Source organism: Binatus sp. (SeqCode), from assembly GCF_035272065.1.
Lineage (GTDB): Bacteria > Desulfobacterota > Binatia > Binatales > Binataceae > Binatus.
On the sequence record NZ_DATEQZ010000111.1, the window covers coordinates 12,243 to 34,781 of the forward strand.

19 protein-coding genes are annotated in these 22,539 nt (G+C 62.0%); 10 read left to right on the forward strand and 9 right to left on the reverse strand.

Annotated features, from left to right (window positions below; all coding sequences use genetic code 11):
- Nucleotides 1–3: 3 nt before the first annotated feature.
- The 3 genes from VJX68_RS17695 to VJX68_RS17705 all read right to left on the reverse strand — a co-directional run bounded on the left by VJX68_RS17695 (nucleotide 4) and on the right by VJX68_RS17705 (nucleotide 2,557).
- A complete protein-coding gene (locus VJX68_RS17695; protein ID WP_324097049.1) occupies nucleotides 4–789 on the reverse strand; it encodes an SDR family oxidoreductase in 786 nt (261 codons plus the stop codon).
- A gap of 25 nt (nucleotides 790–814) precedes the next feature.
- A complete protein-coding gene (locus VJX68_RS17700) occupies nucleotides 815–1,375 on the reverse strand; it encodes a carboxymuconolactone decarboxylase family protein (protein ID WP_324097050.1) in 561 nt (186 codons plus the stop codon).
- Nucleotides 1,376–1,444: 69 nt separating this feature from the next.
- Nucleotides 1,445–2,557, reverse strand: coding sequence for a cobalamin-independent methionine synthase II family protein (locus VJX68_RS17705; protein ID WP_324097051.1), 1,113 nt, complete (start codon nucleotides 2,555–2,557; stop codon nucleotides 1,445–1,447).
- Between the two features lie 61 nt (nucleotides 2,558–2,618).
- Here VJX68_RS17705 and VJX68_RS17710 point away from each other — a divergent pair, with 61 nt between their 5' ends.
- A complete protein-coding gene (locus VJX68_RS17710; RefSeq protein ID WP_324097052.1) occupies nucleotides 2,619–3,794 on the forward strand; it encodes a BaiN/RdsA family NAD(P)/FAD-dependent oxidoreductase in 1,176 nt (391 codons plus the stop codon).
- Between the two features lie 113 nt (nucleotides 3,795–3,907).
- Here VJX68_RS17710 and VJX68_RS17715 read toward each other — a convergent pair whose 3' ends face one another.
- Nucleotides 3,908–6,286, reverse strand: coding sequence for a CaiB/BaiF CoA transferase family protein (locus VJX68_RS17715; protein ID WP_324097053.1), 2,379 nt, complete (start codon nucleotides 6,284–6,286; stop codon nucleotides 3,908–3,910).
- Nucleotides 6,287–6,308: 22 nt separating this feature from the next.
- Nucleotides 6,309–7,544, reverse strand: coding sequence for a cytochrome P450 (locus tag VJX68_RS17720; protein WP_324097054.1), 1,236 nt, complete (start codon nucleotides 7,542–7,544; stop codon nucleotides 6,309–6,311).
- Between the two features lie 194 nt (nucleotides 7,545–7,738).
- Between VJX68_RS17720 and VJX68_RS17725 the strand changes: the two genes are divergently transcribed.
- From VJX68_RS17725 to VJX68_RS17745, 5 genes are all read left to right on the forward strand, one after another.
- Nucleotides 7,739–8,869: an NAD(P)H-dependent flavin oxidoreductase gene (locus VJX68_RS17725; protein WP_324097055.1), complete on the forward strand. Its 1,131-nt coding sequence runs from the start codon at nucleotides 7,739–7,741 to the stop codon at nucleotides 8,867–8,869.
- A gap of 32 nt (nucleotides 8,870–8,901) precedes the next feature.
- Nucleotides 8,902–9,702, forward strand: a complete 801-nt coding sequence (locus VJX68_RS17730) for a crotonase/enoyl-CoA hydratase family protein (protein WP_324097056.1) — start codon at nucleotides 8,902–8,904, stop codon at nucleotides 9,700–9,702.
- Nucleotides 9,703–9,821: 119 nt separating this feature from the next.
- Nucleotides 9,822–11,669, forward strand: coding sequence for an MFS transporter (locus VJX68_RS17735; RefSeq protein ID WP_324097057.1), 1,848 nt, complete (start codon nucleotides 9,822–9,824; stop codon nucleotides 11,667–11,669).
- Between the two features lie 71 nt (nucleotides 11,670–11,740).
- The gene (locus VJX68_RS17740) at nucleotides 11,741–12,574 is read left to right on the forward strand and encodes a phytanoyl-CoA dioxygenase family protein (protein WP_324097058.1); all 834 of its coding nucleotides are present in this window, start codon (nucleotides 11,741–11,743) and stop codon (nucleotides 12,572–12,574) included.
- Nucleotides 12,574–13,806, forward strand: a complete 1,233-nt coding sequence (locus VJX68_RS17745; RefSeq protein ID WP_324097059.1) for a trans-sulfuration enzyme family protein — start codon at nucleotides 12,574–12,576, stop codon at nucleotides 13,804–13,806. The genes VJX68_RS17740 and VJX68_RS17745 overlap by 1 nt, the downstream gene beginning before the upstream one ends.
- 12 nt (nucleotides 13,807–13,818) lie before the next feature.
- On the opposite strand, the gene VJX68_RS17750 is transcribed toward VJX68_RS17745, so the two are convergent.
- Nucleotides 13,819–14,454 (reverse strand): HAD-IA family hydrolase, encoded by a 636-nt coding sequence (locus tag VJX68_RS17750; protein ID WP_324097060.1) that lies wholly within the window; start codon nucleotides 14,452–14,454, stop codon nucleotides 13,819–13,821.
- 54 nt (nucleotides 14,455–14,508) lie between these two features.
- Here VJX68_RS17750 and VJX68_RS17755 point away from each other — a divergent pair, with 54 nt between their 5' ends.
- Both VJX68_RS17755 and VJX68_RS17760 read left to right on the forward strand, forming a co-directional pair.
- The gene (locus tag VJX68_RS17755) at nucleotides 14,509–15,396 is read left to right on the forward strand and encodes a DUF4410 domain-containing protein (RefSeq protein WP_324097061.1); all 888 of its coding nucleotides are present in this window, start codon (nucleotides 14,509–14,511) and stop codon (nucleotides 15,394–15,396) included.
- A 111-nt stretch (nucleotides 15,397–15,507) separates the two neighbouring features.
- Complete coding sequence (locus tag VJX68_RS17760) at nucleotides 15,508–16,755, forward strand: FAD-dependent monooxygenase (RefSeq protein ID WP_324097062.1); 1,248 nt, start codon at nucleotides 15,508–15,510, stop codon at nucleotides 16,753–16,755.
- A gap of 16 nt (nucleotides 16,756–16,771) precedes the next feature.
- On the opposite strand, the gene VJX68_RS17765 is transcribed toward VJX68_RS17760, so the two are convergent.
- Nucleotides 16,772–17,968: a cytochrome P450 gene (locus tag VJX68_RS17765; protein ID WP_324097063.1), complete on the reverse strand. Its 1,197-nt coding sequence runs from the start codon at nucleotides 17,966–17,968 to the stop codon at nucleotides 16,772–16,774.
- Nucleotides 17,969–18,178: 210 nt separating this feature from the next.
- Here VJX68_RS17765 and VJX68_RS17770 point away from each other — a divergent pair, with 210 nt between their 5' ends.
- Nucleotides 18,179–19,360: an amidohydrolase family protein gene (locus VJX68_RS17770; protein ID WP_324097064.1), complete on the forward strand. Its 1,182-nt coding sequence runs from the start codon at nucleotides 18,179–18,181 to the stop codon at nucleotides 19,358–19,360.
- Nucleotides 19,361–19,442: 82 nt separating this feature from the next.
- Here the strand turns inward: VJX68_RS17770 and VJX68_RS17775 are convergent, their stop codons facing one another.
- A complete protein-coding gene (locus VJX68_RS17775; protein WP_324097065.1) occupies nucleotides 19,443–20,450 on the reverse strand; it encodes a fatty acid desaturase family protein in 1,008 nt (335 codons plus the stop codon).
- Nucleotides 20,451–20,543: 93 nt separating this feature from the next.
- Nucleotides 20,544–21,221, reverse strand: a complete 678-nt coding sequence (locus VJX68_RS17780) for a hypothetical protein (RefSeq protein ID WP_324097066.1) — start codon at nucleotides 21,219–21,221, stop codon at nucleotides 20,544–20,546.
- Between the two features lie 583 nt (nucleotides 21,222–21,804).
- Between VJX68_RS17780 and VJX68_RS17785 the strand changes: the two genes are divergently transcribed.
- On the forward strand, nucleotides 21,805–22,539 hold a 735-nt coding region (locus tag VJX68_RS17785; RefSeq protein ID WP_324097067.1), incomplete at its 3' end, for a hypothetical protein.

Genomic DNA, 22,539 nt, shown 5'->3' on the forward strand with positions numbered 1-22,539 from the left:
TCCTCAAACCGAGCGAAGTGCGCCGCCGTCGACGCGAATCAACGAGCCCGTCACGTAGGCTGCCAGCGGACTCGCGAGGAACGCAGCGACCGCGCCGAATTCCGCGGGCGTGCCAAACCGTCCGACCGGAATCGACTGCGCACTCCGCTGGATTGCTTCCTCGACGGAAATTTTCTGACGCTCCGCGGTCGCGCGGCTGAGCTGCACCGTGCGATCGGTTGTAATAGCGCCGGGCAGAAGAGTGTTGACCGTAATTCCGTCGCGCGCGGTCTCCGTCGCCAGGGTCTTGGCCCATCCGACAATCGCACTGCGGAGCGTGTTTGACACTCCGATAGCGGCGAGCGGCTCGACCACGCTGGTCGAGGCCACATTCAGGATGCGTCCCCACTTTCGCGCGCGCATGTCACCGATCAACAAGTCGGTGATTCGAAACAGCGGCATCACCATCGCGTGGAACTGCTCCTCCCAGACATTCGCCGGCACGCCTGCGACGCCGGACGGCGGCGGCCCGCCGGAATTGTTGAGCAGGATGTCGATGGGACCGAGCTGTTTGCGAGCCGCGTTGGCAGCAGCCTCAAGGCTCGGCCAATTCGCGAGGTCCGCCGCAAATCCCACCGCCCTGGCCCCGCGCGATGTGATTTCGGAGACCGCGCGATCTAACGCCTCCTGCCCGCGAGCGACCAGCGCGACCGCGACGCCCTCAGCCGCGAGCGCGTCGGCAACGCCGCGCCCGAGTCCCTTGCTGCCGCCAAGAATCACCGCTGTTTTTCCCTTGAGTAGAAGATCCATTTTTCACATCACCGAACTTTGATCGTTACGCGTCCTGCTTGTTGGCGCCCGGCAGAAAGTCGTCGAGCGGCACGCCGAAACTATTGAGCGCCCACGAGACAAGGTTGTACTGCCCGATCGTGAAGACCGCGTCCATCATTTCCTCGATACTGTAGCGCTCCGATAACTGCTTCCAGGTTTCGTCCGAAACAACAGACTTCTCGCGCAAATCGTCGGCCGCCTGGATCAGCGCGGCTTCGTGTTTGTTCCAGCCGGCCTTTGCACCTTTGCTGATACGATCGATCTCGTCGTCGGTGAGCCCGGCGGCCTTGCTGATTCGCACGTGCTGCTCCCATTCGTACGGAGCCTGATTCAGCCAGCCGATGCGCAGAATCAAGATCTCGCGATCGCGCACCGGCAGCGATTGGCCCCCCATAATGTAGCCGGCGAAGCGCGACCAGCTTCGCGCCAGTTTTGGATTCTGCATCAGCACCTTGAAAATGTTGATGACCTCGCCGTTAACCTTGTTGCGCTCGGCCCTTTCGCGATCCTCGGCGCTCAAAGTCGAAAGATCGCGAAACGGGATTCGTTGTTTTCTCGAAGTCACGATACTCCTCCGTCGTCGTTATGGCTGAGCTTTAATCCACCTTCGGGATTTTCTCCAGCCGCTCGCCAGTCATCGCCACACGCGATGCGCGATTTCGGCCACCAGCCGAAGTTTCGCTTCCTGCGTCGCTTCCGGAATCGGATTGCCTTCCCATACCGTGCCGAAACCGCATTGCGTGGACAGCGCCATTTTTTCGCGCGGAAAATATTTGCTCGCCTCGTCGATCCGCTCGAGGATTGCCGAAGCCGGTTCGAGCTCGACGCGCTTGGTCGAGATCAAACCCAGCACCACGCTTTTGTCCGGCGGAATTTCGCGGAGTGGCTCGAAGGAACCGGAACGCCAGTCGTCGTACTCGAGCAGAAACCGTGCGAAGTTCCGTGAGCGCTGAAAAACCTGTTTCGCGATCGACTCGTAACCGCCCTCGCCGACGTAGTAGCCCTTGTTGTTGCCGCGGCACAGATGGAGCGCGAAGGTGACGCCGCTGACCTCGGCGACCGAATTGATGATATCGATGCCCTCGGTCAGCAGCCGCTCGGGATCCATCCCGCGAGCGGCAAAATCCTCGCGCCGGCGCTCAGGGTCGCAAAGCATCCCGAGTTCGGGCGCATCGATCTGGATATACTCGCATCCGAGCGCGGCCAGCTCGCGCGCTTCGTCCCGCACGATGTCGGCGGCGTCGCGAAACAGCGCGAACGGATCCGGATACGCGCCGCGCGAATATTCCGGCGACCAACGCAGGGTCATCATCAGCGGACTCGGCAGCGTGACTTTGAGCGGCTTCGTTGCGCGGCCGCGCGCATATGCGAACTCCTCGTTGGTGAGCGAGCGCATGCGATGTATCCGGTCCACCACCGCGTATTGCACCTGTATATCGGTCTGCTCGGCTTCCTGATTCTTCTCATGAGGACGGCGCCAGACTCGGGTGAATGCGGGAATCGGCTTGACGCCGGAAATCACGTCGGTCAGCGGCGCGATGAAATGCGTGCGCCGCATCTCGCCATCAGTCACGACGTCGACGCCGCATCGTTCCTGCAACGCGATCATTTCATCAACGGCGCGATCTTCGACGCTCTTGAAGTCGCGCGTACCTAGGCCTCCAGCCTCCCACCGCTTGCGCGCGTCCTTCAGATAGTCAGGCCGCAGCATCGAACCAATCACTTCCGCGCGATATTCGATTGCCATCACGATTCTCCTGAAGTCGTTGTAGCGAATCCCATGACGTTTGGCATAATGCGCCTCGGCGATGGAATCGTTTGACGCTGTGATTGTCGGCGCCGGGGCGGCCGGCCTGATGTGCGCGATGACGGCCGGGAATCGCGGGCGGCGGGTGTTGCTGCTCGAGCATAGCGAGCAGGCGGGCGCCAAGATTCTTATCTCGGGCGGCGGCCGTTGCAATTTCACCAATCTTGAAATCGCGCCGGAGCGCTTTCTGTCCGCCAATCCGCATTTCTGCAAGTCCGCGCTCAGCCGCTACACGCAGCACGACTTTATCGCGCTGGTCGAGCGCCATGGCATTCGATATCACGAGAAAACTCTCGGCCAACTCTTCTGCGACGGCTCGGCGCGCGAGATCCTCGCGATGCTGCTGGCGGAGTGCGCGGCCGCCCGCGTCGATCTCCTCACCGGGCATAGCGTCACGGAGATCACGCGCGCTGACCGTTTTCGCATCGAGACCAACAAGGGCAGCTTCGTCGCGCCCGCTTTGGTGCTTGCGACCGGCGGGCTCTCAATTCCGAAGATGGGCGCGACGGGATTCGCCTACGAAACTGCGCGGCGCTTCGATCTTGCGGTCATCGAGCCGCGGCCCGGCCTGGTGCCGCTGAAGGTCACGGGCGAGACGCTCGAACTTTGCAAAGCTCTCGCAGGCGTTTCGGTAGACGCGATCGCCTCATGCGGCCGCGACAGTTTCCGCGAGAACATTCTATTCACTCATCGCGGCCTGTCAGGTCCTGCGATATTGCAGATTTCATCGTACTGGCGCGATGGCGATATGCTGTTGCTCAACCTCGCGCCTTCATTAGATATCGAAAACCTTCTCGCAGACCGAAAGCGCACGCGGCCCAAGGCCGAACTGAAAACCGTACTGGCAGAGGTGATTCCGACTCGTCTCGCGCATGCTCTTGCAGGTACCGCGGTGTCCAACATCCCAATTGCGAATGTGCCCGACCGCGTTCTCTTGCAGCTGGCGAATCGGCTGAAGCGATGGCAGCTCAAACCAAGCGGCTCCGAAGGATGGCCCAAAGCCGAGGTAACGGTCTGCGGAATCGATACCGCCGCGCTGTCATCGAAGACCATGGAGTCGCGCAGCGTGCCCGGTCTATTTGCTATCGGCGAAGCGGTGGACGTTACGGGATGGCTCGGCGGCTACAATTTTCAGTGGGCGTGGTCGAGCGGATGGTGCGCGGGCAATGCAGTCTGAAGATCCTCAAGCTTCATGATGAGAGATCAGCAGCCGGCACGCCGTCTTGCCGCGCGAGCTGCGTCGCCCGCAGCGTGGCAGCCTGCGGGATTCCATTGGCGAAAGATTCCGCTTCAACTGCGCTGGCCTGCGGACTCTTCGAGCACGCCTTCGGCGACGAGCTTCGACACTTCCGCGTCCTCCATGCGGAGAATCGTGCGGCAGATATCGCGCGTATGCTCACCCAACGCAGGCGCCGGCGCGACGATCGGTTCGGGAATCGACGTCGCATGAAAGGCCGATCCCTCGAACAGCATCGCGCCGACGCCGGGCTGCTCCACATGTTGTGGATAGCCGCGCGCGAGCAGATGCGGGTCGCCCGGCATGTCGCTCGCGTACATCATGAACCCGGCCGGCACGCCCGCGCGCTGCAGGATGTCGGTCACCTCGCGATCACTGTGCGCGGAGGTCCACTCGGTCACGTGTCGATCGAGTTCCGCGCGAGCTTCGAGTCGAGCTCGTGCGGTTTCGTATTCCCGTGCGCGCGCCCACTCCGGATCGCCGATGGCGGCCCGGAACCGGCGCCAATCGTCGTCGTTGCGAACTGTGATTACGCACCAGCGCTCGCTTCCGGCGCAGGGGTAAACGCCCCACGGCGCACCCCGAGCGCTGAGGTTTCCCTGTGGATTGACAGAGCCCGGCTCGAGCGATGCCTTTAGCATCAGATCGGCGAGCAGCCCGACTATCACTTCGACCTGCGCCACCTCGAGATGACCGCCGACTCCGTGGCGCTCGCGTGCGAGAAGCGTCGCGACCGCTCCCAGAGCCAGCATCCGGCCGGCGAGATGATCGGGATGAATCGCACCCGAACCCGGCGGCATCCCGCCTTCGAGGAAATTCCACAGCCAGGTCATCGCGCCCGCCGTGCGGCTGTTGGGGCCGAATCCGATCCAATCTTTCCACGGACCAGACGCGCCCATGAGCTGGCTGGAGGCGAGCACGATCTTCGGGTTGATCGCACGTATCTGGGCGGAGCTCAGACCCATTCTCTCCATTGTGCCGGTGGCGCTGTTCTCGATAGCCACGTCAGACACCGCGATGAGCCGTTTGATGATCTCGAGGCCGCGCTCGGTGCGGAGGTTGATGCCGAAACTGCGCTTGCATCGGCTCGACGAGGCGAACGACGGGTTCATCTCAGTGCCGAAGACAGCGCGGATGAAATCGGGATGCGCGCGGGTTTCGATTTTGATTACGTCCGCTCCGTATTCGGCGAGTAAGCGGCCCGCCTCGACGCCGACGCCGCCGATTCCAAAATCCAGCACGCGCAGCCCGGCGAATGGAAGTCGGCGCTCAACAGAGCTCGCGGCCGGTGCGGCCTTTGCGATGTGCGTGAGCGCGTCGCGATTATGCTCGCCGACGGCGGGCGCGGGGCCAGTGAAGCCGAGGCGGCGGCCGTCGAGGATGAAGAAGCCGTCGGCGACGCTGCCGCTCACGCCGTCTGCCGCTTCGGCATTGCGAAAAGTGTTGCGCGCCGCGAAATGATCCGCCGCGAGCACTTCGTCGGGACTCAGCACCGGCGTCATCGCAAGGCCGCGCCGCTGCGCTTCGAGCGAAAGCTCGAGTTTGGTCTTGTCCTTGAAGAACTCGGCGAACATCGGATCGAGGATGTCGTGCTGGATCGACATGCGCCCGAGCAAGTGATCGAAGTGATCGGACTGAAGGACCTCGGGGTCGCCGAGCCACGCTCGCATCGCACGCCACTGGCGCGGATTGAGAATGATCAGGCGAACGTAGCCATCGGCGCAGGGGTACATCGTGTAGATCGGCGCCGAGCCCATGCGGAGTTCGAAGTAACTGCTGTTACGGGCTTTCGTTGCGCTGAAATTCGGCAGCGCCCAGTCGGACGTCTGCGCGGCGGCTTCGAGCACGGACACATCGAGGTGCTGGCCGCGTCCTGTGCTGGCGCGATCCCACAGCGCGGCGACAGTGGCGAATGCGGCAGTGGCGCCGGCGATGTCGTAGGCGAGCGCGCCGGGCGCGATCAGCGGCGGCTTGCCGAGCACGCCGGAGCGGAAGAGCAATCCCGACATCGCGACGAGAACAGCGTCGGTGGCGGCGTAGTCGCGATACGGTCCAGTGAGTCCAAAGGGAGTTATCGAGGTGACGACGAGTGCGGGATGACGATTGAGTATATCGCGACGGTTGAGATCGATTGCGCGACGCGACTCGATCCAGACGTCGGACGAGTCGAGGAGTTCGTCGAGGCGTCGGCGCCCGTCGTCAGATTCGACGTCGAGCGTGATGCTCTTCTTGCCAAGATTGCGGACTGCGAAGTACAGACTGGTGTTGTTGTGAAAAGGCGGGAACGAGCGCGAGGTTGAACCGCCGGGCGGCTCGACGCGGATGACGCCCGCGCCGAGGTCGGCGAGCAGGCGTCCGCAGATCTCGCCGCATTCGTCCGCGTTATCGATCACGCGGATGCCAGCCAGCGGACGCTCCGAATCCGACGCCATTGGAAGCCCGCGGTGACTCTGCTCAGGCGGCTTTGCGCGCACGCGGCGTCAGCCGCACCGGCAGATGTTTCAGCCCGTTGATGAAGTTGGAGCGCAGGCGCTTGACCGGACCCGTGCGCTCGACCGACTCCACCCGCTTCACCAGTTCCTCGAACAGGATGCTCATCTCCATCCGCGCCAGGCTGGCGCCGAGGCAGAAGTGCGGTCCGCCGCCGCCGAACGCCACGTGCTCGTTGGGCTTGCGCCTGATGTCGAAGGTGAACGGTTTGGGGAAAATATCTTCGTCGCGATTGGCCGAGATGTACCAGATGCTGACCTTGTCGCCGGCTTTGAATTTTTGCCCGCGCATCTCCGTGTCGCGCGTGACGTTGCGGCGAAAGAACATCACCGGCGACGCCCAGCGCAGAATTTCCTCCGTGGCCGACGGCACCAGCGCAGGATTTTCCGCGAGCATTGCGAACTGCTCGGGATGCTCGATCAGCGCATGCATTCCATGCGACATCGCGTTGCGCGTCGTCTCGTTGCCGGCCACCGCCAGCAGAAGAAAGAACACGTTGAAGTCCATCTCCGAAAGGCTATCGCCGTCGAGGTCCGCCTTGAGCAAGGCCGTGACGATATCGTCGCGCGGCTCCTCGCGTCGCCGCTTCGCTAGCTCGTTCGAGTACATATACATCTCGATCGCAGCCTGCTGGACCTTCTCCTGGCTGACCGCGTACTCGGGATCCTTGCTGCCGATCATGCGGTTGCTCCACTCGAAGAGCTTGTGCCGATCCTCGTAAGGCACCCCAAGCATCTCCGCGATTACCTGCAGCGGAAGCTCGGCTGCCACCTCGGTCACGAAGTCGCAATCGCGCCTCTCGAGCGCCGGGTCGAGAATCTTCGTCACCATTTCCCGGATGTGAGGGCCGAGCGCGTTGATCATGCGCGGCGTAAATCCCCTATTTACCAGCGAGCGGTAACGCGTGTGATCGGGCGCGTCCATCGTGAGCATCATGCGCCCCTGCGCCGACAGATCAGCCTGCGCTTCCACATCCTCGAGCGCGACCACACCGCCGCGAGACTGCTCGGACGAGTACGTGACGCCATCGCGGCCCACTTCGACCACATCGTCGTAGCGCGTGATCACCCAGAACCCCGGACCACCCGGCTCGTGATGTCTGAAGACGGGCGCGTGGTGCCGCAGCCAGGTGAACCATTCGTGCGGAACTCTTTCTTCAAAGATGAGCGGGTCGAGCAGATTGATATCGCGAGCGTCCACGGCGGTTCCTCCCGGAGCAAATAACCGAAATAGAATGCGTTCCAATCTACCAACAGTGCCGCCGCGTGCGTCAATCACTCGAATGGACTAGCTCGCAATGACATGCATGGGTGGACATTCCGATCGCGCAACTTTAGAGTTCGACTTAGAACACGTTCTCGCCGCGAGATTTGCACATAAGAGGGTTCATCACCATGCATACCGAACTTTGCGACCGACTGGGAATCGAGTTTCCGGTTTTCGCCTTCAGCCACTGCCGCGACGTGGTCGCCGCCGTGACCAAGGCTGGCGGATTCGGAGTGCTAGGCGCACTCGCGTATCCTGCGGCTCAGCTCGAGCACGAGCTGAAATGGATCGATTCGCAGGTGGGAGACAAGCCCTACGGTGTCGACATCGTCATTCCCGGCAAATACGAGGGCATGGGCGAAGTCGATCCGGTCAAACTCGAGCAGCAACTGATCGCCGCGATCCCGCAGCAGCATCGCGCATTCGTCGACAAAATCCTCGAGCGGCACGGCATCCCAGATCTGCCGGCAGAGGAGAAAGGTGGCAGCGATTTGCTCGGATGGACGGCAGCCACGGCGGCGCCGCAAATTGAGGTGGCTCTGCGGCATCCGAAGGTCAAGCTCATTGCGAATGCGCTTGGGACTCCGCCCGCCGACGTTGTCAAAAAGGTCCACGACTCGGGCCGCCTGATGGCGGCGCTGTGCGGCGCGACCAAGCATGCACTCGCGCAGAAAAAAGCCGGCGTCGATATACTAATCGCACAAGGACACGAAGGCGGCGGACACTGCGGCGAAATCGGCAGCGTCGTGCTGTGGCCCGAGGTGATCGACGCCGTCGCACCGCTTCCTGTTCTCGCCGCGGGCGGGATCGGAACGGGCAGGCAAATCGCGGCGGCGCTCGCGATGGGCGCGCAAGGCGTGTGGACGGGATCGATCTGGCTCACCGTGCAGGAGGCGGAGACGACGCCCGCGCAGCGCGACGCGTACTTCCGCGCGACCAGCGCCGACACCGTCCGCTCGCGCTCGTTCACCGGCAAGCCCGCGCGCATGCTCCGAAATGATTGGACGCAGGCGTGGGAGTCGCCCGAGGCGCCCAAGCCGCTGCCGATGCCGATGCAATACCTTGTCGCCGCGCCTGCCGCCGCGCGCGCCCGCCGCTACGGGGAGAAAGGAAATGCGTTGGGCTTCAATCCAGTGGGGCAGATCGTCGGCCGCATGAACGAGATGCGCTCGGTCAAGGAAGTCGTGTACCAGCTCGTCGAGGAATATCTCGCGGCGGTCGAGCGGCTCGACAAATTGACGTCGGCACAACCGGCATAACACTTCGACACCCTCGACTCGGAGAACTACCGATGACCGAACAGGCCCATGCAATCGTTGAGCGCCACGGCCACGTCCTGACACTCACGATGAACCGGCCCGACGCGCGCAACGCACTCTCGCCCGAAATGATGGACATCATGTCGAGCACGTGGGACGAGGTGAACTCGAATCCCGATATCCGCGTCGCGATCATCACCGGTGCCGGCGGTGCGTTCTGCGCGGGCGCGGACTTGAAGGCGATGACGCGCGTGCATCCCGGCGACAGCTTTCGCCAGGGCAATGCTGGCGGCTTGAACGCGGGCATCATCAAGCCGCTGTTAAAGGGATTCCGATTGACCAAGCCGCTGATCGCCGCCGTCGAGGGCGCCGCGATTGCAGGCGGTACGGAAATTCTCCAGGCCACCGACATCCGCGTTGCCGGCGAGAGCGCGCGCTTCGGTGTCTCGGAAGTGCGATGGGGCCTGTTTCCGCTCGCGGGATCGACCGTGAGATTGCGCCGCCAGGTTCCTTACACTATCGCAGCCGACATCCTCCTTACCGGCAGACATCTGAAAGCCGCCGAGGCAAAGGAAATCGGCCTCATCGGCTACGTCGTCCCCGACGGACAAGCGCTCGCGAAGGCTCGGGAGCTGGCGGATGCGATCGCGTCGAACGGCCCGCTCGCGGTTCAAGCCGTCCTGCGCTCGTTGCGCGAAACCGAATGCGTACCCGAAGACCAAGCGATGCGCATCGAGAGCAAAATCGGGATGAAGGTTTTCCTCAGCGACGACGCCAAGGAAGGGCCGCTCGCCTTCATGCAGAAGCGCAAGCCCGAGTTCAAGGGCCGTTAGGCGCAAAGACTCCCATGCAGCGAATCCGCTGCATTTTGTCGTTCCCATTCCGCCGCTAAGTAATCTAACATCAGACGTGGACTCGCTCTTCGAATAGGGCGAGTGGTCTGGAGGTCTTGATGGATTCAGCGGATGCGAAAATTGCCGGCGGAGGGAAAACCACTGCCGCGCACACTGCCGAGCCGTTGCCTCTCAGGACCAAGCTCCTCTACGGCGCCCCAAGTTTCGCCGGCGCCGCCATGGTCATCCCGATCTTCATCCACATGCCGAAGTTTTATGCCGACGTGGTGCTGGTGCCGCTCGTCTACCTGGCGATGGCGATCGCGATCGCACGCTCGCTCGACGCGCTGAGCGATCCTCTGATGGGCTGGATCTCCGATCATACTCACACTCGCCTTGGCCGGCGCCGGCCGTACATGCTGATCGGCGCTCCGCTTTGCGGCGTGGCTTTTTTCTGCCTGCTGAATCCGCCCGCCTCCTTGACCGGCGGCCGCGCCGCGATCTGGTTCGGCGTAACCTTCATCCTTTACTTTATATTTCACACGGTTTACGTCCTGCCGCACTACGCGCTCGGCCCCGAGCTCACACAGAACTATCACGAGCGCTCGACGCTGTTCGCGTGGCGCGAATCGTTCACCATCCTCGGCACGATCGTCGCCGCAGCGGCGCCCGGCGTCATGATGCAGGCGTTCCACATGACCGAGCGGCAAGTTTTTTTCCGGCTCGGAATCTTCTTCGGCGTCCTGCTCAGCGTGCTCTACGGCTTGCTGGTGCTGACCGTGAAAGAGCGCCCCGATTTCGTCACCCGCGAATCGAATCCGCTGGTGCCCGGCGTCAGGCGAGCGCTGCGCAATCGCCCATTCGGGATTCTGCTCGGCAGCTACGTCGTCGGCAGTATCAGCGGCGCGATTCCGGCCACGATGATGCCGTTCTTCAACGCCTACGTAATTCGTCCGGCCAATCCCACGTTCTGGCTCTCGATGCTGCTGCTCGGTTATTTCGCGTTTGGATTTATCTCGCTGCCGTTTTGGGTCGCAGTCGCGCGCCGGGTCGGCAAGCTGAACGCTTATCTCGCCAGCTTTTTTCTCGGCATCACCGGCGGCGGCGCGATGTTCCTGCTCGGGCCCGGCGACACCTGGTGGCTGCTGGTGCTGATTTGCTGGGCCGGCATCGGATTCGGCGCGGGTCTGTTCCTGACGCCCTCGATGCAGGCCGACGTGATCGACTACGACGAGCTTTACACCGGCAAGCGGCGCGAAGCGCAGTACACCGCGTTCTGGTCGATGCTGCCGAAGTTCGTCGCGATCCCCAGCGCCGCTGTTCCCATCGCGATTCTCGCTTCGCTCGGCTACATCCCCAACGCCATCCAGGCGCCGCGCGTAGTCTTCGCGATTCGCGCGATCTTCGCGCTCGGGCCGGCAACTTGCTCGATGCTGTCATTCCTGATCGCGCGCAGATTTCCAATCACTGAAAAAATTCACAACAAGATCCTCGAAGGTATTGAGCTTCACGCGCGCGGCGAGGCAGCCGTCGATCCGCTGACCGGCGCAAGCGTGCCGCCGCCAAAACCCGGCCCCAATGAGGACGTCGGCTGGTTCCTCGACTACTTTTCCAGCGGCGAGCTGAAGCGCTATCTGGCCAGGGGCGCATCGCAGCCGGTGCGCGACGTGCTAACCGTGGCTGCGATTTCGATCGCCGTCTCGATCATATCCGTTATCTACGTGTTGCGTCGCGTAAGCTCGCTCAGCACCGATCCCGGCGCGATGATCTCATTGATCGTCGTGGCCGCCGGCCTCGCCTTCGCGATCTTCGTCTTCCACCTGATGCGCCTCGGCCCCGCGCGTCGCCTAGCCGCCGGCGAGATTCCGGCCGATGTGGTTCGCTCCCACCTTGGCCAGGTGGTGGAAGCTCTGCGCGAGGGAACACCGACGCCGGTTGTCGCAACCGGTGTCACCGGCCCCAGCTAGTTGATAAGAAATATTGTGTGATGCGGGCCGATGCCCGCCGCCGCGCGCGCTCAACTTCGGAGGACTTGTCGATGCCGTCAATCCCTGTAGTCGCCGCCACCGATTCTCCAGCGAAGGTCGTCGAATGCCTCGAGCACGACGGCGCAGTCGTCGTCACCGGCGTGATCGACCGCGCGGTGCGCGATGCTGTCATGCGCGAACTCGCACCGCATCTGGAAATCGTCGATCCCGATGCCAGCATCAACAAGAAGTACGAGGCCGATGGCGGAACTGCGAATTTCTATCCCGGCAAGACCAAGCGCGTCACCGCGCTGGTCGCCCGGTCGGAAACTTTCCGAACCTTCGTCACGCATCCTCTTATGCTGTCGGCGTGCGACGCGATCCTGAAACCTAACTGCACGCATTACCAGGTACACGCGACGGCCGCCCTCAAGATCGGTCCCGGAGCGCGCGAGCAAGTGCTCCATCGCGAGGAGGATCCGTATCAATTTTTCAAGGTCCCTCGCCCAAGGATGATCCTCGCGAGCATGTGGGCGATAACCGACTTCACCGAAGCCAACGGTGGCACTCACATCGTTCCCGGCAGCCACCTCTGGCCCGCTGATCGCGGCGCGCGCCCCGATGAAGTGGTCGCGGCCGAGATGCCGGCAGGATCGGTCCTGCTCTGGATGGGCGGCACGCTGCATGGCGCCGGCGCGAATCGCACCGACGAGTGGCGCTACGGCCTCTTCCTCTCGTATTCGCTCGGATGGCTGCGGCAGGAAGAAAACCAGTACATCGACGTGCCCCGCGACGTAGCGCGCACGCTATCAAAGGAAGTGCGCGATCTCGTCGGCTACCGAATGCACCTCGGACTCGGCTACGCCGACGTGCAACCAAAAGATAATCGCGACGAGAATCGCTGATGCGCAAGATTTCCTACCGCGTGCGTCCGGAGACCGCCGTGCTGACCAGGGGCTTCGACCCGAAGTTGTCGGTCGGCTCTGCGCGCCCGCCGGTCTACCGCAGTTCGACCTTCGTCTTTCCAAGTCCGGAAGCGGCCGAGCGCGCGTTTGGAATCGTGCTCGGGAAAATCCGGCCGCTCGGCGACGATCGCCCCGACCTGATTTATGCGCGCCTGAATCATCCCAACGCCGAAATCCTCGAGGAGCAGCTGGTGCCGCTCGAGCGCGGCGCCAACTCGGCTGCCATCTTCAATTCCGGCATGGCAGCAATCTTCACCGTGATGCTCGCGTTCCTGGAGCGCGGCGGCTCGCTCATCTACACGCAGCCGCTGTACGGCGGCACCCAACACCTGATCCACCAGGTCATCGAACCGCTCGGTTTCGAGGCGCACGGTGTGCCTGCCGGCAACACGAAGGTGCTGACCGAAGCGATTGCGAATGCTAACAATCTTAGCCTCGTGCTGATCGAGACGCCCGCCAATCCCACGCTCATGATGACCGATATCGCGCAAGCGTCCGCAGCGATCCGCCGGCGCCCGAAGCGCGCCTTGCTCGCGATCGACAACACTCTGCTCGGCCCGACGTTTCAGCATCCGCTGATTCACGGCGCGGACCTCGCGATTTACTCGGCGACAAAGTTCCTCGGCGGATTCAGCGATCTGCTGGCCGGCGCGGTGCTCGCATCCGACCCCGAATTGATTCAATCCCTCACGGGAATGCGCGCGCTGGTCGGCAACATCCTGCAAGCCGATGAATGCTGGATGCTCGACTCGCGCCTTTCGACCGTCGCGCTGCGGATGAATCGGCAAAGCAAGAACGCGCAGCGAATCGCCGAGCAGTTGGCCAAGCATCCGCGCGTCAAGCGCGTCATCTATCCGTCGCTCTTCACCGACCCCGAGCAGATAAAGATTCGCGACGCGCAGACCGACTACCCCGGTTCGCTCGTGTCGCTGGAGGTTGAAGGCGGCAAGACCGGCGCCTTCGAATTCCTGCGCCGCCTGAAGATCGCCAAGAACGCCGTCAGCCTCGGCGGTGTCGAAACGCTCGTATGCCATCCGATGACGACCACCCACAGCGAGCTGTCGCCAGAGGAGCTGTCCGCCGCCGGAATCAACGAGTCGCTGGTGCGCATCTCGATCGGCACCGAACATTGGCGCGACCTGCTCGACGAATTCACCCGCGCGCTGGGCTGACGCGACGGTCTGTCAGATCAATTTTATTCCGGTGGCGGCTTCGAGTTCGGCAATCGCCTGCGGTCCGCTCTCGACTTTAATCGTCGTCATGCCCAGCGCGCGCGCGGGTTTGAGATTGCCGCCGAGATCGTCGAGATAGACGCACGCCTCCGGATTCACGCCGAGCTTCTCGCACATCATCATATAGATGCGCGGATCTGGTTTGCGGATTCCGATCTTCGACGATTCGATCAGCGCGTCGAACAATTCCATGATCTCGCGCGAATAGATCGAGCGCGACGATGCAGTTGCGCCTGTCGCATCCGCCGGCATGTTGTTGGTGATGCAACCGGTTTTGAACCGGACCTTGATGCGGCGCAGCGCCTCGATCATCTCGGGCCGAAAGTCGCCGGCCAGCAGCGCGACGACGTCGCGCCCCGGAATTTCGTAGCCGAGCATCCTGGCTTCCGCCCCGAAGGCCGCATCGAAGCCAGCAAAGTCGATAGCTGACCGCTCGAACATCGCCCACGCGTTATTCTCGTGATTGGTTGAATTGATTGTGCGGATCACGCCGACCGGAATGCCACGTTCGCGTTCGTAGCGCGCGAAGGCCTCGAACGGCGAGGTGGTGAACACGCCGCCGAAATCCCAAATCACTGCTTCAATCAAATCGATCTCCAGTGCGCGATCGCCCTCGCCGTTGCCGGGTTTAACGCACCGACCATGATTGGTAACGAATTCAACTTCTGCAAGCAAAGCAAGCTCGACAACGCAGAGAGAATTTGTGCGACGGATGCATTTCCCTTCTGCGTCTGTTTCGCGCATATTCGCCGAGGACCGGTTTGTTCTGGTCGCGCAGACGTAGCGCTCGGCCGAATTGTTCACGAAGGGAGCATTGCAATGAAGTCCTGTAGCCGTTTGATACTATGTCTGCTCGCCGTGTTGGTCGGAGCCGGGTGCGCTGCGACGAACGTCACTCAGCAAACACCGATAAGCAGCCCTGGGCTCGCGCGGCCCAATCAGATCTGGGTATATAACTTCGTCGCCAATTCCGCCGACATGCCCGCCAATTCCTCGATCGGCGGCGATGTCGGCGCACCGAGTACCCCACCGACGCAAGAGCAAATCGAAGAGGGCCGCCAGCTCGGCGCGCTTATCGCCCAGGAGCTGGTTGCGGACATCAACGCGATGGGGCTTTCTGCTGTGCAGGCCGGCCCCGGCTCTTCGCCGCAGGTTGGCGATAGTGTGATTCGCGGTTATCTCGTATCGACACAGAGTGGGAGCGCAGTCCAGCGCTTCGTGATCGGATTCGGCGCCGGAACTTCAGAGATGGACACGGTCGTGGAAGGCTACGCTGTCACGCCGCAAGGCTGGCGTAAACTCGGGTCAGGAACACTTACCTCTTCCGGAAACAAAACCCCGGGGATGGTCGTGCCTGCCGCGGTGGCGATTGCAACTGCCAATCCGATCGGCTTAATCGTTGTCGGCGGCGCGAAAATTTACGGCGAGACCAGCGGCAGGAGCGGACTCGAGGGAAGAGCCAAGGCGACTGCCGACGCAATTGCAGAACAGCTCAGAATCAGATTCCAGGATCGGGGCTGGATCCAGTAAACAAACCGATAGGAGAAAACAGCCGGCGCGGGCGGGCCAGCGCGCTCGGTCGGCGCCGCCGCTTCCGGACGTTCGCTTTCGATCACGTCAACCTCCCAGCGTGATTGCATTATGCACGGTCAACTTCGGCGCGACGGTCATACGCCGTCGCGCCGAAGTGTTATAGTCGCGACCACGCACATGCGAGTCATCGTGATAGGAGCTGGGATCGGTGGTCTGGCCGCGAAACTCACGCTGAGGCGCTGCGGCATCGATGTCGAAGTCTTCGAACAGGCCTCCGAATTGCGCGAAGTCGGCGCCGGCATCCAGATAAGCCCCAACGCATCGCGAATCCTGCATCGGCTGGGACTCGAGGAGCCGATGCGCCGCTTAGGAGTGCGGCCGCAGGCGGTGGTCTTCCGCCGATGGGACGACGGGCGCGAGCTCGCGCGCCAGCCGCTGGCCGACGCCGCCGAGCGTGATTTCGGCGCACCCTATTATCACTTCCATCGCGCCGATCTGCTCGACATTCTTTCAGCGGCGGTACCCCGCCGCGTGCTGCATCTCGACCATCGATGCGTCGGGCTAAGCCAGCACAACGACCGAGTCGAAGTGCAATTCCACAACGGCGCGAGCGCTGATGCTGACGTGGTCGTTGGCGCAGACGGTATCCACTCGACGGTGCGCAACGCCGTCATGGGCCCGGAGTCGGCGCGATTTTCGGGACACGTAGCGTATCGCGGGCTGGTTCCCGCGGATCGCGTGGCGCATCTGGGAGTCGAAGTCGCGGCCATCGCATGGTGGGGGCCGGGCCATCACTTCGTTCACTATTATGTTGGCGCTGGCGGCCGCTACCACAATTGGGTCGCGGTCACTCCCGGCGAATGGCGCGTCGAATCGTGGACCGCCAAGGGCGAGGTCTCCGACGCGCTCAGGGAGTTCGAAGGATGGCATCCGCAGGTCCGCGCGATCATCGGCGCAGTCGAGACGACCAATCGTTGGGCGCTCTACGACCGCGAGCTGCTGCCGCGATGGACCGTCGGGCGCGTTACGCTGATGGGCGATGCGGCGCATCCAATGCTTCCGTACATGGCGCAAGGCGCGGTGCAATCGATCGAGGACGCCGCGGTGCTGGCGAAGTGCCTCGAGCGTGCGGATTCACAGGATGTGAGCGCAGCGCTCTTGCGTTACGAGCAGACGCGCAAGCCGCGCGCATCGCGATGCCAGGAAGGCTCGCGCCGCAACGGCATCATGTACCATCTGGCCGACGGCGAAGATCAGAGAAAACGCGATGCCAACCTGGCGTCGGCCACGACGGCGCCGCTGCCTCAGAACGCATGGCTCTATGGCCACGACGTCGAGGCCGAATTCTCGCGATAGTGAAAATAGCGGCGGGCTAACGAGCTGAGAGCCGCAGTTCGCTCAATCCTCGCAGCGCCATTGAGCCGCGGTATTCGAGCTTGGCCGATGGATCGGCGAGTTGCAGGCGCGGGAATTTATCCAACATCTGTTCGATCGCGATTGCGCCTTCCAGCCGCGCCAGAGGGGCGCCGAGGCAGAAGTGAATTCCCTCGCCGAAGGATACGTGCTCGTTGGGCTCGCGTGCTACGTCGAAATTTTCCGGATTTGGAAAGTGCGCCGGATCGCGGTTGGCAGCCGCCAGCAGGATGAAGGCGAGGCTGCCCTCGGGAACGTCGGTGCCGCCGACGTTGGTCGCCGCCGTCGGTATGCGCACCGTCATCTGGACGGGCGGGTCGTAACGCAGCATCTCCTCTATTGCCTTGGGGATCAGCTCGCGGTTCTCGCGCAAACGCTGCTGCTGTTCGGGATGGCGGCAGAGCGCGAGCAGACCGTTACCAATAAGATTCGTGGTCGTTTCGTTGCCGGCCAGCAGCAGCAACACGACGAATGCGAGCAGTTCATTTTCGCTGAGTGCATCGGATTCGTCGCGGGCGGCAATGAGCGCGCTGATCAGATCGTCCGCCGGATTCGCGCTGCGCTGCTTGATCGCCTCCGCTAGATAGCGGCGGAGCTCATCTTTGGCCGCCAGGCCGGCCGCAGACGGGCCAGTCGCCATGTCCTGACCGAATGAGCTGATCATATCGTTGGACCATTGTTTGAACTGCGCGTGATCGGCAGCCGAGACGCCAAGCAGCTCCGCAATGACAATCACGGGCAACGGGTTGGCGAGCGCCGCCATCGCTTCGACTTCGGATGACTCCGCGGCGCGACTCAGTAGGTCGGCGGTTATTTCGCGAACTCGCGGTTCGAGCTCGCGCACGCGCCTCGGCGTGAAGGCTTTGCTGACGAGCTTTCGCAGGCGGGAATGCACCGGAGGATCGGCGGTGAGGATAGTCGGCGCGCCGCCGAAGGGATCGATACGCTCACGAAATGGAATCTCGGGACGCCGAACGGTGAAGCGCTCGTGATCGTGCAGCACCGAAACGACGTCGTCATAGCGCGCGATTAGCGTCGTCGGCATGAACAGCTTGAGCTGCCGGGGCGGAGCGTCGAGCAGCGCCGGAAAGTGTGGATAGGGATTCGCGCGGAACTCGGGATCGAACGGGTTGAAGTAGAAATCTGGCTGAGCCATCTGCGCCTCCGGAGGGGAACAAGGGAACTTAATTGTAGTGAAACCCACCGTGGGTTTCACGCTTCCTTGGGCAGGGGCGACCCCTGCACCCAATGAAAAAATGCTGGACTTCGTCCCTGTTAGAACTTCCTTGAGCGGGCACTGACGTTGGTGCTTTAATCGGCTCCTCGGGCGTCCCGCTAAGTGCGTTCAGCAAATAGAGGTAACGTTATGGCCTACGCACCTGACAACCGGCCGATGTATGACGCCGACAGCCATATCATGGAGCTGCCGGATTTTCTGCAGAAGTACGCCGACCCGGATCTGCGCGCGGAAATCCCTGCGGTAAGTTACAGCGCGTCGCTCGTCACCGATGAGGAAGTAGCGGAGATCATGGCGCGCGGCGGGCGGCATAGTGAGCAGCATGTCGCCGAGATGATCGCGTGGGGCAACAATTTGATCGAGCGGTCGAAAGAGATCCAGGCGTTGGGTGCGTTTGACGGACGCGAACGCTCGAAGGCCATGGACATGCTCGGTTTCAAGAAGCAGCTCGTGTTCGCGACGCACAGCGTGGCGATGCCGTTTTCGCCGAGCTCGAAGATCGGGCCGAAGCTGCGGTACGGCGCGGCGCGCGCTCACAACCGGCACATGGCGGACTTTTGCGCGCACGACTCGCGCCTGATGGGCGTCGCGATCGCACCGCTGGACGTGCCCGAACTCGCGCTCACGGAACTCGAGTTCGCGCTGAAGAGCGGCGCCAAGGCTATCTGGGTGCCGCATCACGCGTGCGGCGGCAGGTCGCCCGGCCACGTCGAGTTCGATCCTTTCTGGGCGAGACTGGTAGAGGCGAACACTCCGTTCGTGATGCATGTCGGCGGCTCGCCGCTGCAGCTCGACAAAGCGTGGATCAACAATGGCCGGCCGCCGGTCAGAGACTGGATGGGCGGCGGCGAGAATCTTCGCACCAAGGACATGGCCGTGCTGCATCAGGGGCCGGAGACTTTCCTTTCGATGATGTTGATCGACGGCGTGTTCGAACGATTCCCGAAACTGCGGGGCGCGTGCGTCGAACTGGGCGCCGGATGGGTGCCCGCGATGCTCGTGCGGCTGGACTGGACCGTGAAGATTTGGAGCAAGACAGATGCGAACCTCGCGCGGTTCACGCGCAAGCCGTCGGAACAGCTCACGCGGCAGATGGCGTTCACCCCGTTCGTGTTCGAGGACATCGGCGCGCTGATCGATCAGTCGAACCCGGACCTGTACCTGTTCTCGACCGACTACCCGCACACCGAGGGCGGCCGCAACCCGTTAGCCCGTTTCGAGGCGTCGCTCGGCAATCGTCCCGAGCGGATCCGAAGTAAGTTCTATTCGGAAAATTTTCTCCGCGTATTTCCCGAAGCTCGCGCGGTTTAGCTCCTGTCCGAGAGAATACCAAGATCGCCATTCAGCGGCGGCGGACCTTCTAAAGTCCGCCGCCGCTTTTGCGTCAACTCGATCATGCCTGGGCGCGGCTCGGGCGCACGCCGAGAATCGAATGCGAATTGCGAACGCATTCGCGGAGCACCCCAAGATAGCTGCGCGTCACTTGAACGGAATCCTTGAACTCCGACTTCGACATCAGGACACGATGGAGTTGCGGCAGCCGATAGAACGGCACGCTCGGGTAGAAGTGATGCTCGATGTGGTAGTTGACGTTCTTTGGCGCCACGAACACGTGCTCGAGCACGGACGCACGCGTGGACCGCGTCTGCGCATAGGCGTTGGCGCGGCCCTCGATGGCGGAATGCTCTGCGATACTGCGAACGCGGAAGATCACGATGAGCCAGGTGAACAGCGGAACGATCCAGTACACAAGGAGAAGATGAAGCACGCCGAACCAGGCGAACATCGCGACGACTGCTGCGTAGAAGCCGTATCGAGCAACCAGAAAGCCGCGGCTCACCCCCGCGTCTTTGGATAAAAGAGTTCGCACCAGCATGAGATAAAAGATGGCGCCGAGGCCGGATAGGTCGCGAATCAACAACATTGCGAGCCGCTGCCAGCCCATCGGAAATACCCAAGACATGTCACCCTGGCGGCGAGCCCAATCGGGATCCTGGACGGTATTCAGATAGCGATGATGCGCGAAATGGTTCCTGCGATAAGCGCGCGCCGAGATCAGGTTCGGCCATCCCAGGATGACCTCGGCGGTCCAATCATTCAGCCGCCGGTCGCGAAACAGCCGGTAGTGAACGCCGTCGTGCATCAGGATGAGCAGCGCGTGCTGCCGCGCCCCGATGAAGGCAACGGTCAGCAGGTACACGACGGGGTTGAAATGACGTTGGCAGAGATAGATGGCAGTCAGTATCAGCGTCCATTCGGCGACGATATGAAAGGTACTTCTCAGCGGGCTCAGAGCTGACAAATCGCGCAGCTCTTCCTTGGTGAGCTTGACCGGAATATTGCCGTCAAAATCGTCCGACGGGCGCTGTGCTCTGCGATCTTTTGCTAGATCGATATTCATTTTGATTTTTCCTCGCTTGAGCGAACCCGCATGTTTGGCGCGGATTGGGAAAGAATGTTGTGAAACAATCCCCCGGATCGTCGAAGGACTGATTCAGACCTGGGCCGCCGCGGCCGCGGTCTCCCCGATTCCGAGCGGATAGCGATTCGCCGCGGGCCTCAACCGATCGGATTTGTCGAACCGGAGCGTGCGATAGTTGTCCGGAGTTTCGATCTTCAACCGATGCACGTTGGCGGTCAGTTTCGCGAGCGCTTCACCTTCGAGCACCATCGGCTGAACCCGCGGCCGGCCGTGGTCGGGCTCCTCGAGATACGGATACTCGACCGGCTGTCCCGCATCGACGAAGCCCATCGCTGCGTAAAATCCGTCATGACTCCCGACGGCCAGATAGACGAGCACCGCTTTAGGGTTTCGTCGAACAACCTGAACCGCAATGCCGCGCCATGCGTGCATGCCCGCGCCGCGCGACCGCGACCAGTGATCACTGCACTCCAGCACCAATCTGGGCGCGTAGCGCGTAAGATCAGGCTGGTCACAGCTTTTTGGAAAGGTCTCGAGGTCGTGCAACGCTACGCCCGCTGTCATGCGTTCTGCCTGGTCACCTTCCGTCTCGAACAATGCATAGATGTCCGCGGCCTTGAGCCGGAGTAAATTCCCCACCTGGGTGGGGCCTGCGGCTCTGTAGCTGGCTCCATGGCAAGCGCGCGCGTCGGCGAGGCTGTGGGCTAAGACGTTTCGTTCGCTCTCTGTGGTTAAGAGGCGCATTTCCATTGGATGTCTCCCTTTGTTGGATTAGTGAAAGTGAAATACCGGGCTGGTTCGAATCGGACCGGCGCGGAGGCGGGCCGCGAGAATTTGCCAGTCTTTTCGGAAGGATCGGGCCGCGAAGCTGGAATGCAAAAAGTTGACGGTTTCGCGGCTGAGATTTCAGCAGAGCAAGCATTATAAGTCCGACGTTCTGTCACTTTTTACCTCTATTCGATAACATAAAGTCAACAGTCAGCATGGAGACGGCCATTTTAGACGCGGCCTGTTTCGTTATTCAGCAATTGCAGCATCCGGCGAGTTTTTCTTTCAGCCGATGTTGTGCTAAGTGAGCATCAGTCAGCACGAGCTTAGACACGCGGAACCGCGCGCTATGACTCGATGTCAAGGTTGCAGGGGGGTCGTGACAGCCAGAGCGATTAAGAGGAGTTCTTCGATTTTCGACGAACTAACCGCTGACTTCGTGAAGGCCAACAAGGCTTCGCACCGCTTGCCGGCGGCTGCCCGCAGCATTTCTGATGAAATTGAATATCTCGAGCAACGCGACTATGGCCGCCCGCTCCGAAGGTCGTTGGGGCGCTCTGAGGTTTTGGAGATAGTTGCGGAAGCCAGAAGGACCGTCTGGCCCCATCTGAACGAAGAATTCCTGAGACTGATTTCGCCCAATGAATTCACGCGATTCTGGTCAGGGCTGGGAGTTCAATTCCGCCTGGCAAGGCTCACCGGACCGGAGGGACTGGCGCTGTTGGGGTTTTACGTGCGGGAGATGGGCCGTTCTCGGTTGCCGTTGATCTGCGTGAACACCGCGCATCATCCCGCAGCGGTCGGTGCGGCCTTTTCTCACGAAATGGGCCATCACCTGATCGGAATGCTCTTTGATTCACCCAAAGAGCGCGCTCAGTTTTTGACCTATACCGCTTACGGAGAACATCTGGACGATCCGGAAGAACTGGCAGCCGACATTCTCGTCAGCCTTGGCGTGTTCCCCGAAGCGACCGCGCGAGAAATTTTTATGGAACCGGTAAAAGGCAGACCCTCGCGATCGGGCGCTCAAGACCTCACGGATACATTTCCCGCAATTCCCGACAGTCCCGCGGGACGCCAGCTCGCGTGGTATCTCGAGCGTGTCAGCTCGGGCGCTGAAGGCTCGTCCGAGACCGAGCTCGCCGCTCGATGCGCCTTGAACATCGTCGTGCGCGCGCCATTTCCTTATTCGCATGAAGTGGCGACGGGGGGATGGAAGCGGTGCAACCAGAGCTACGGCGAATTCAGGGTGGCGTCGGTCGAGCAACTGTCCGACTTCCACGTCGCGGCAATCCTCGAA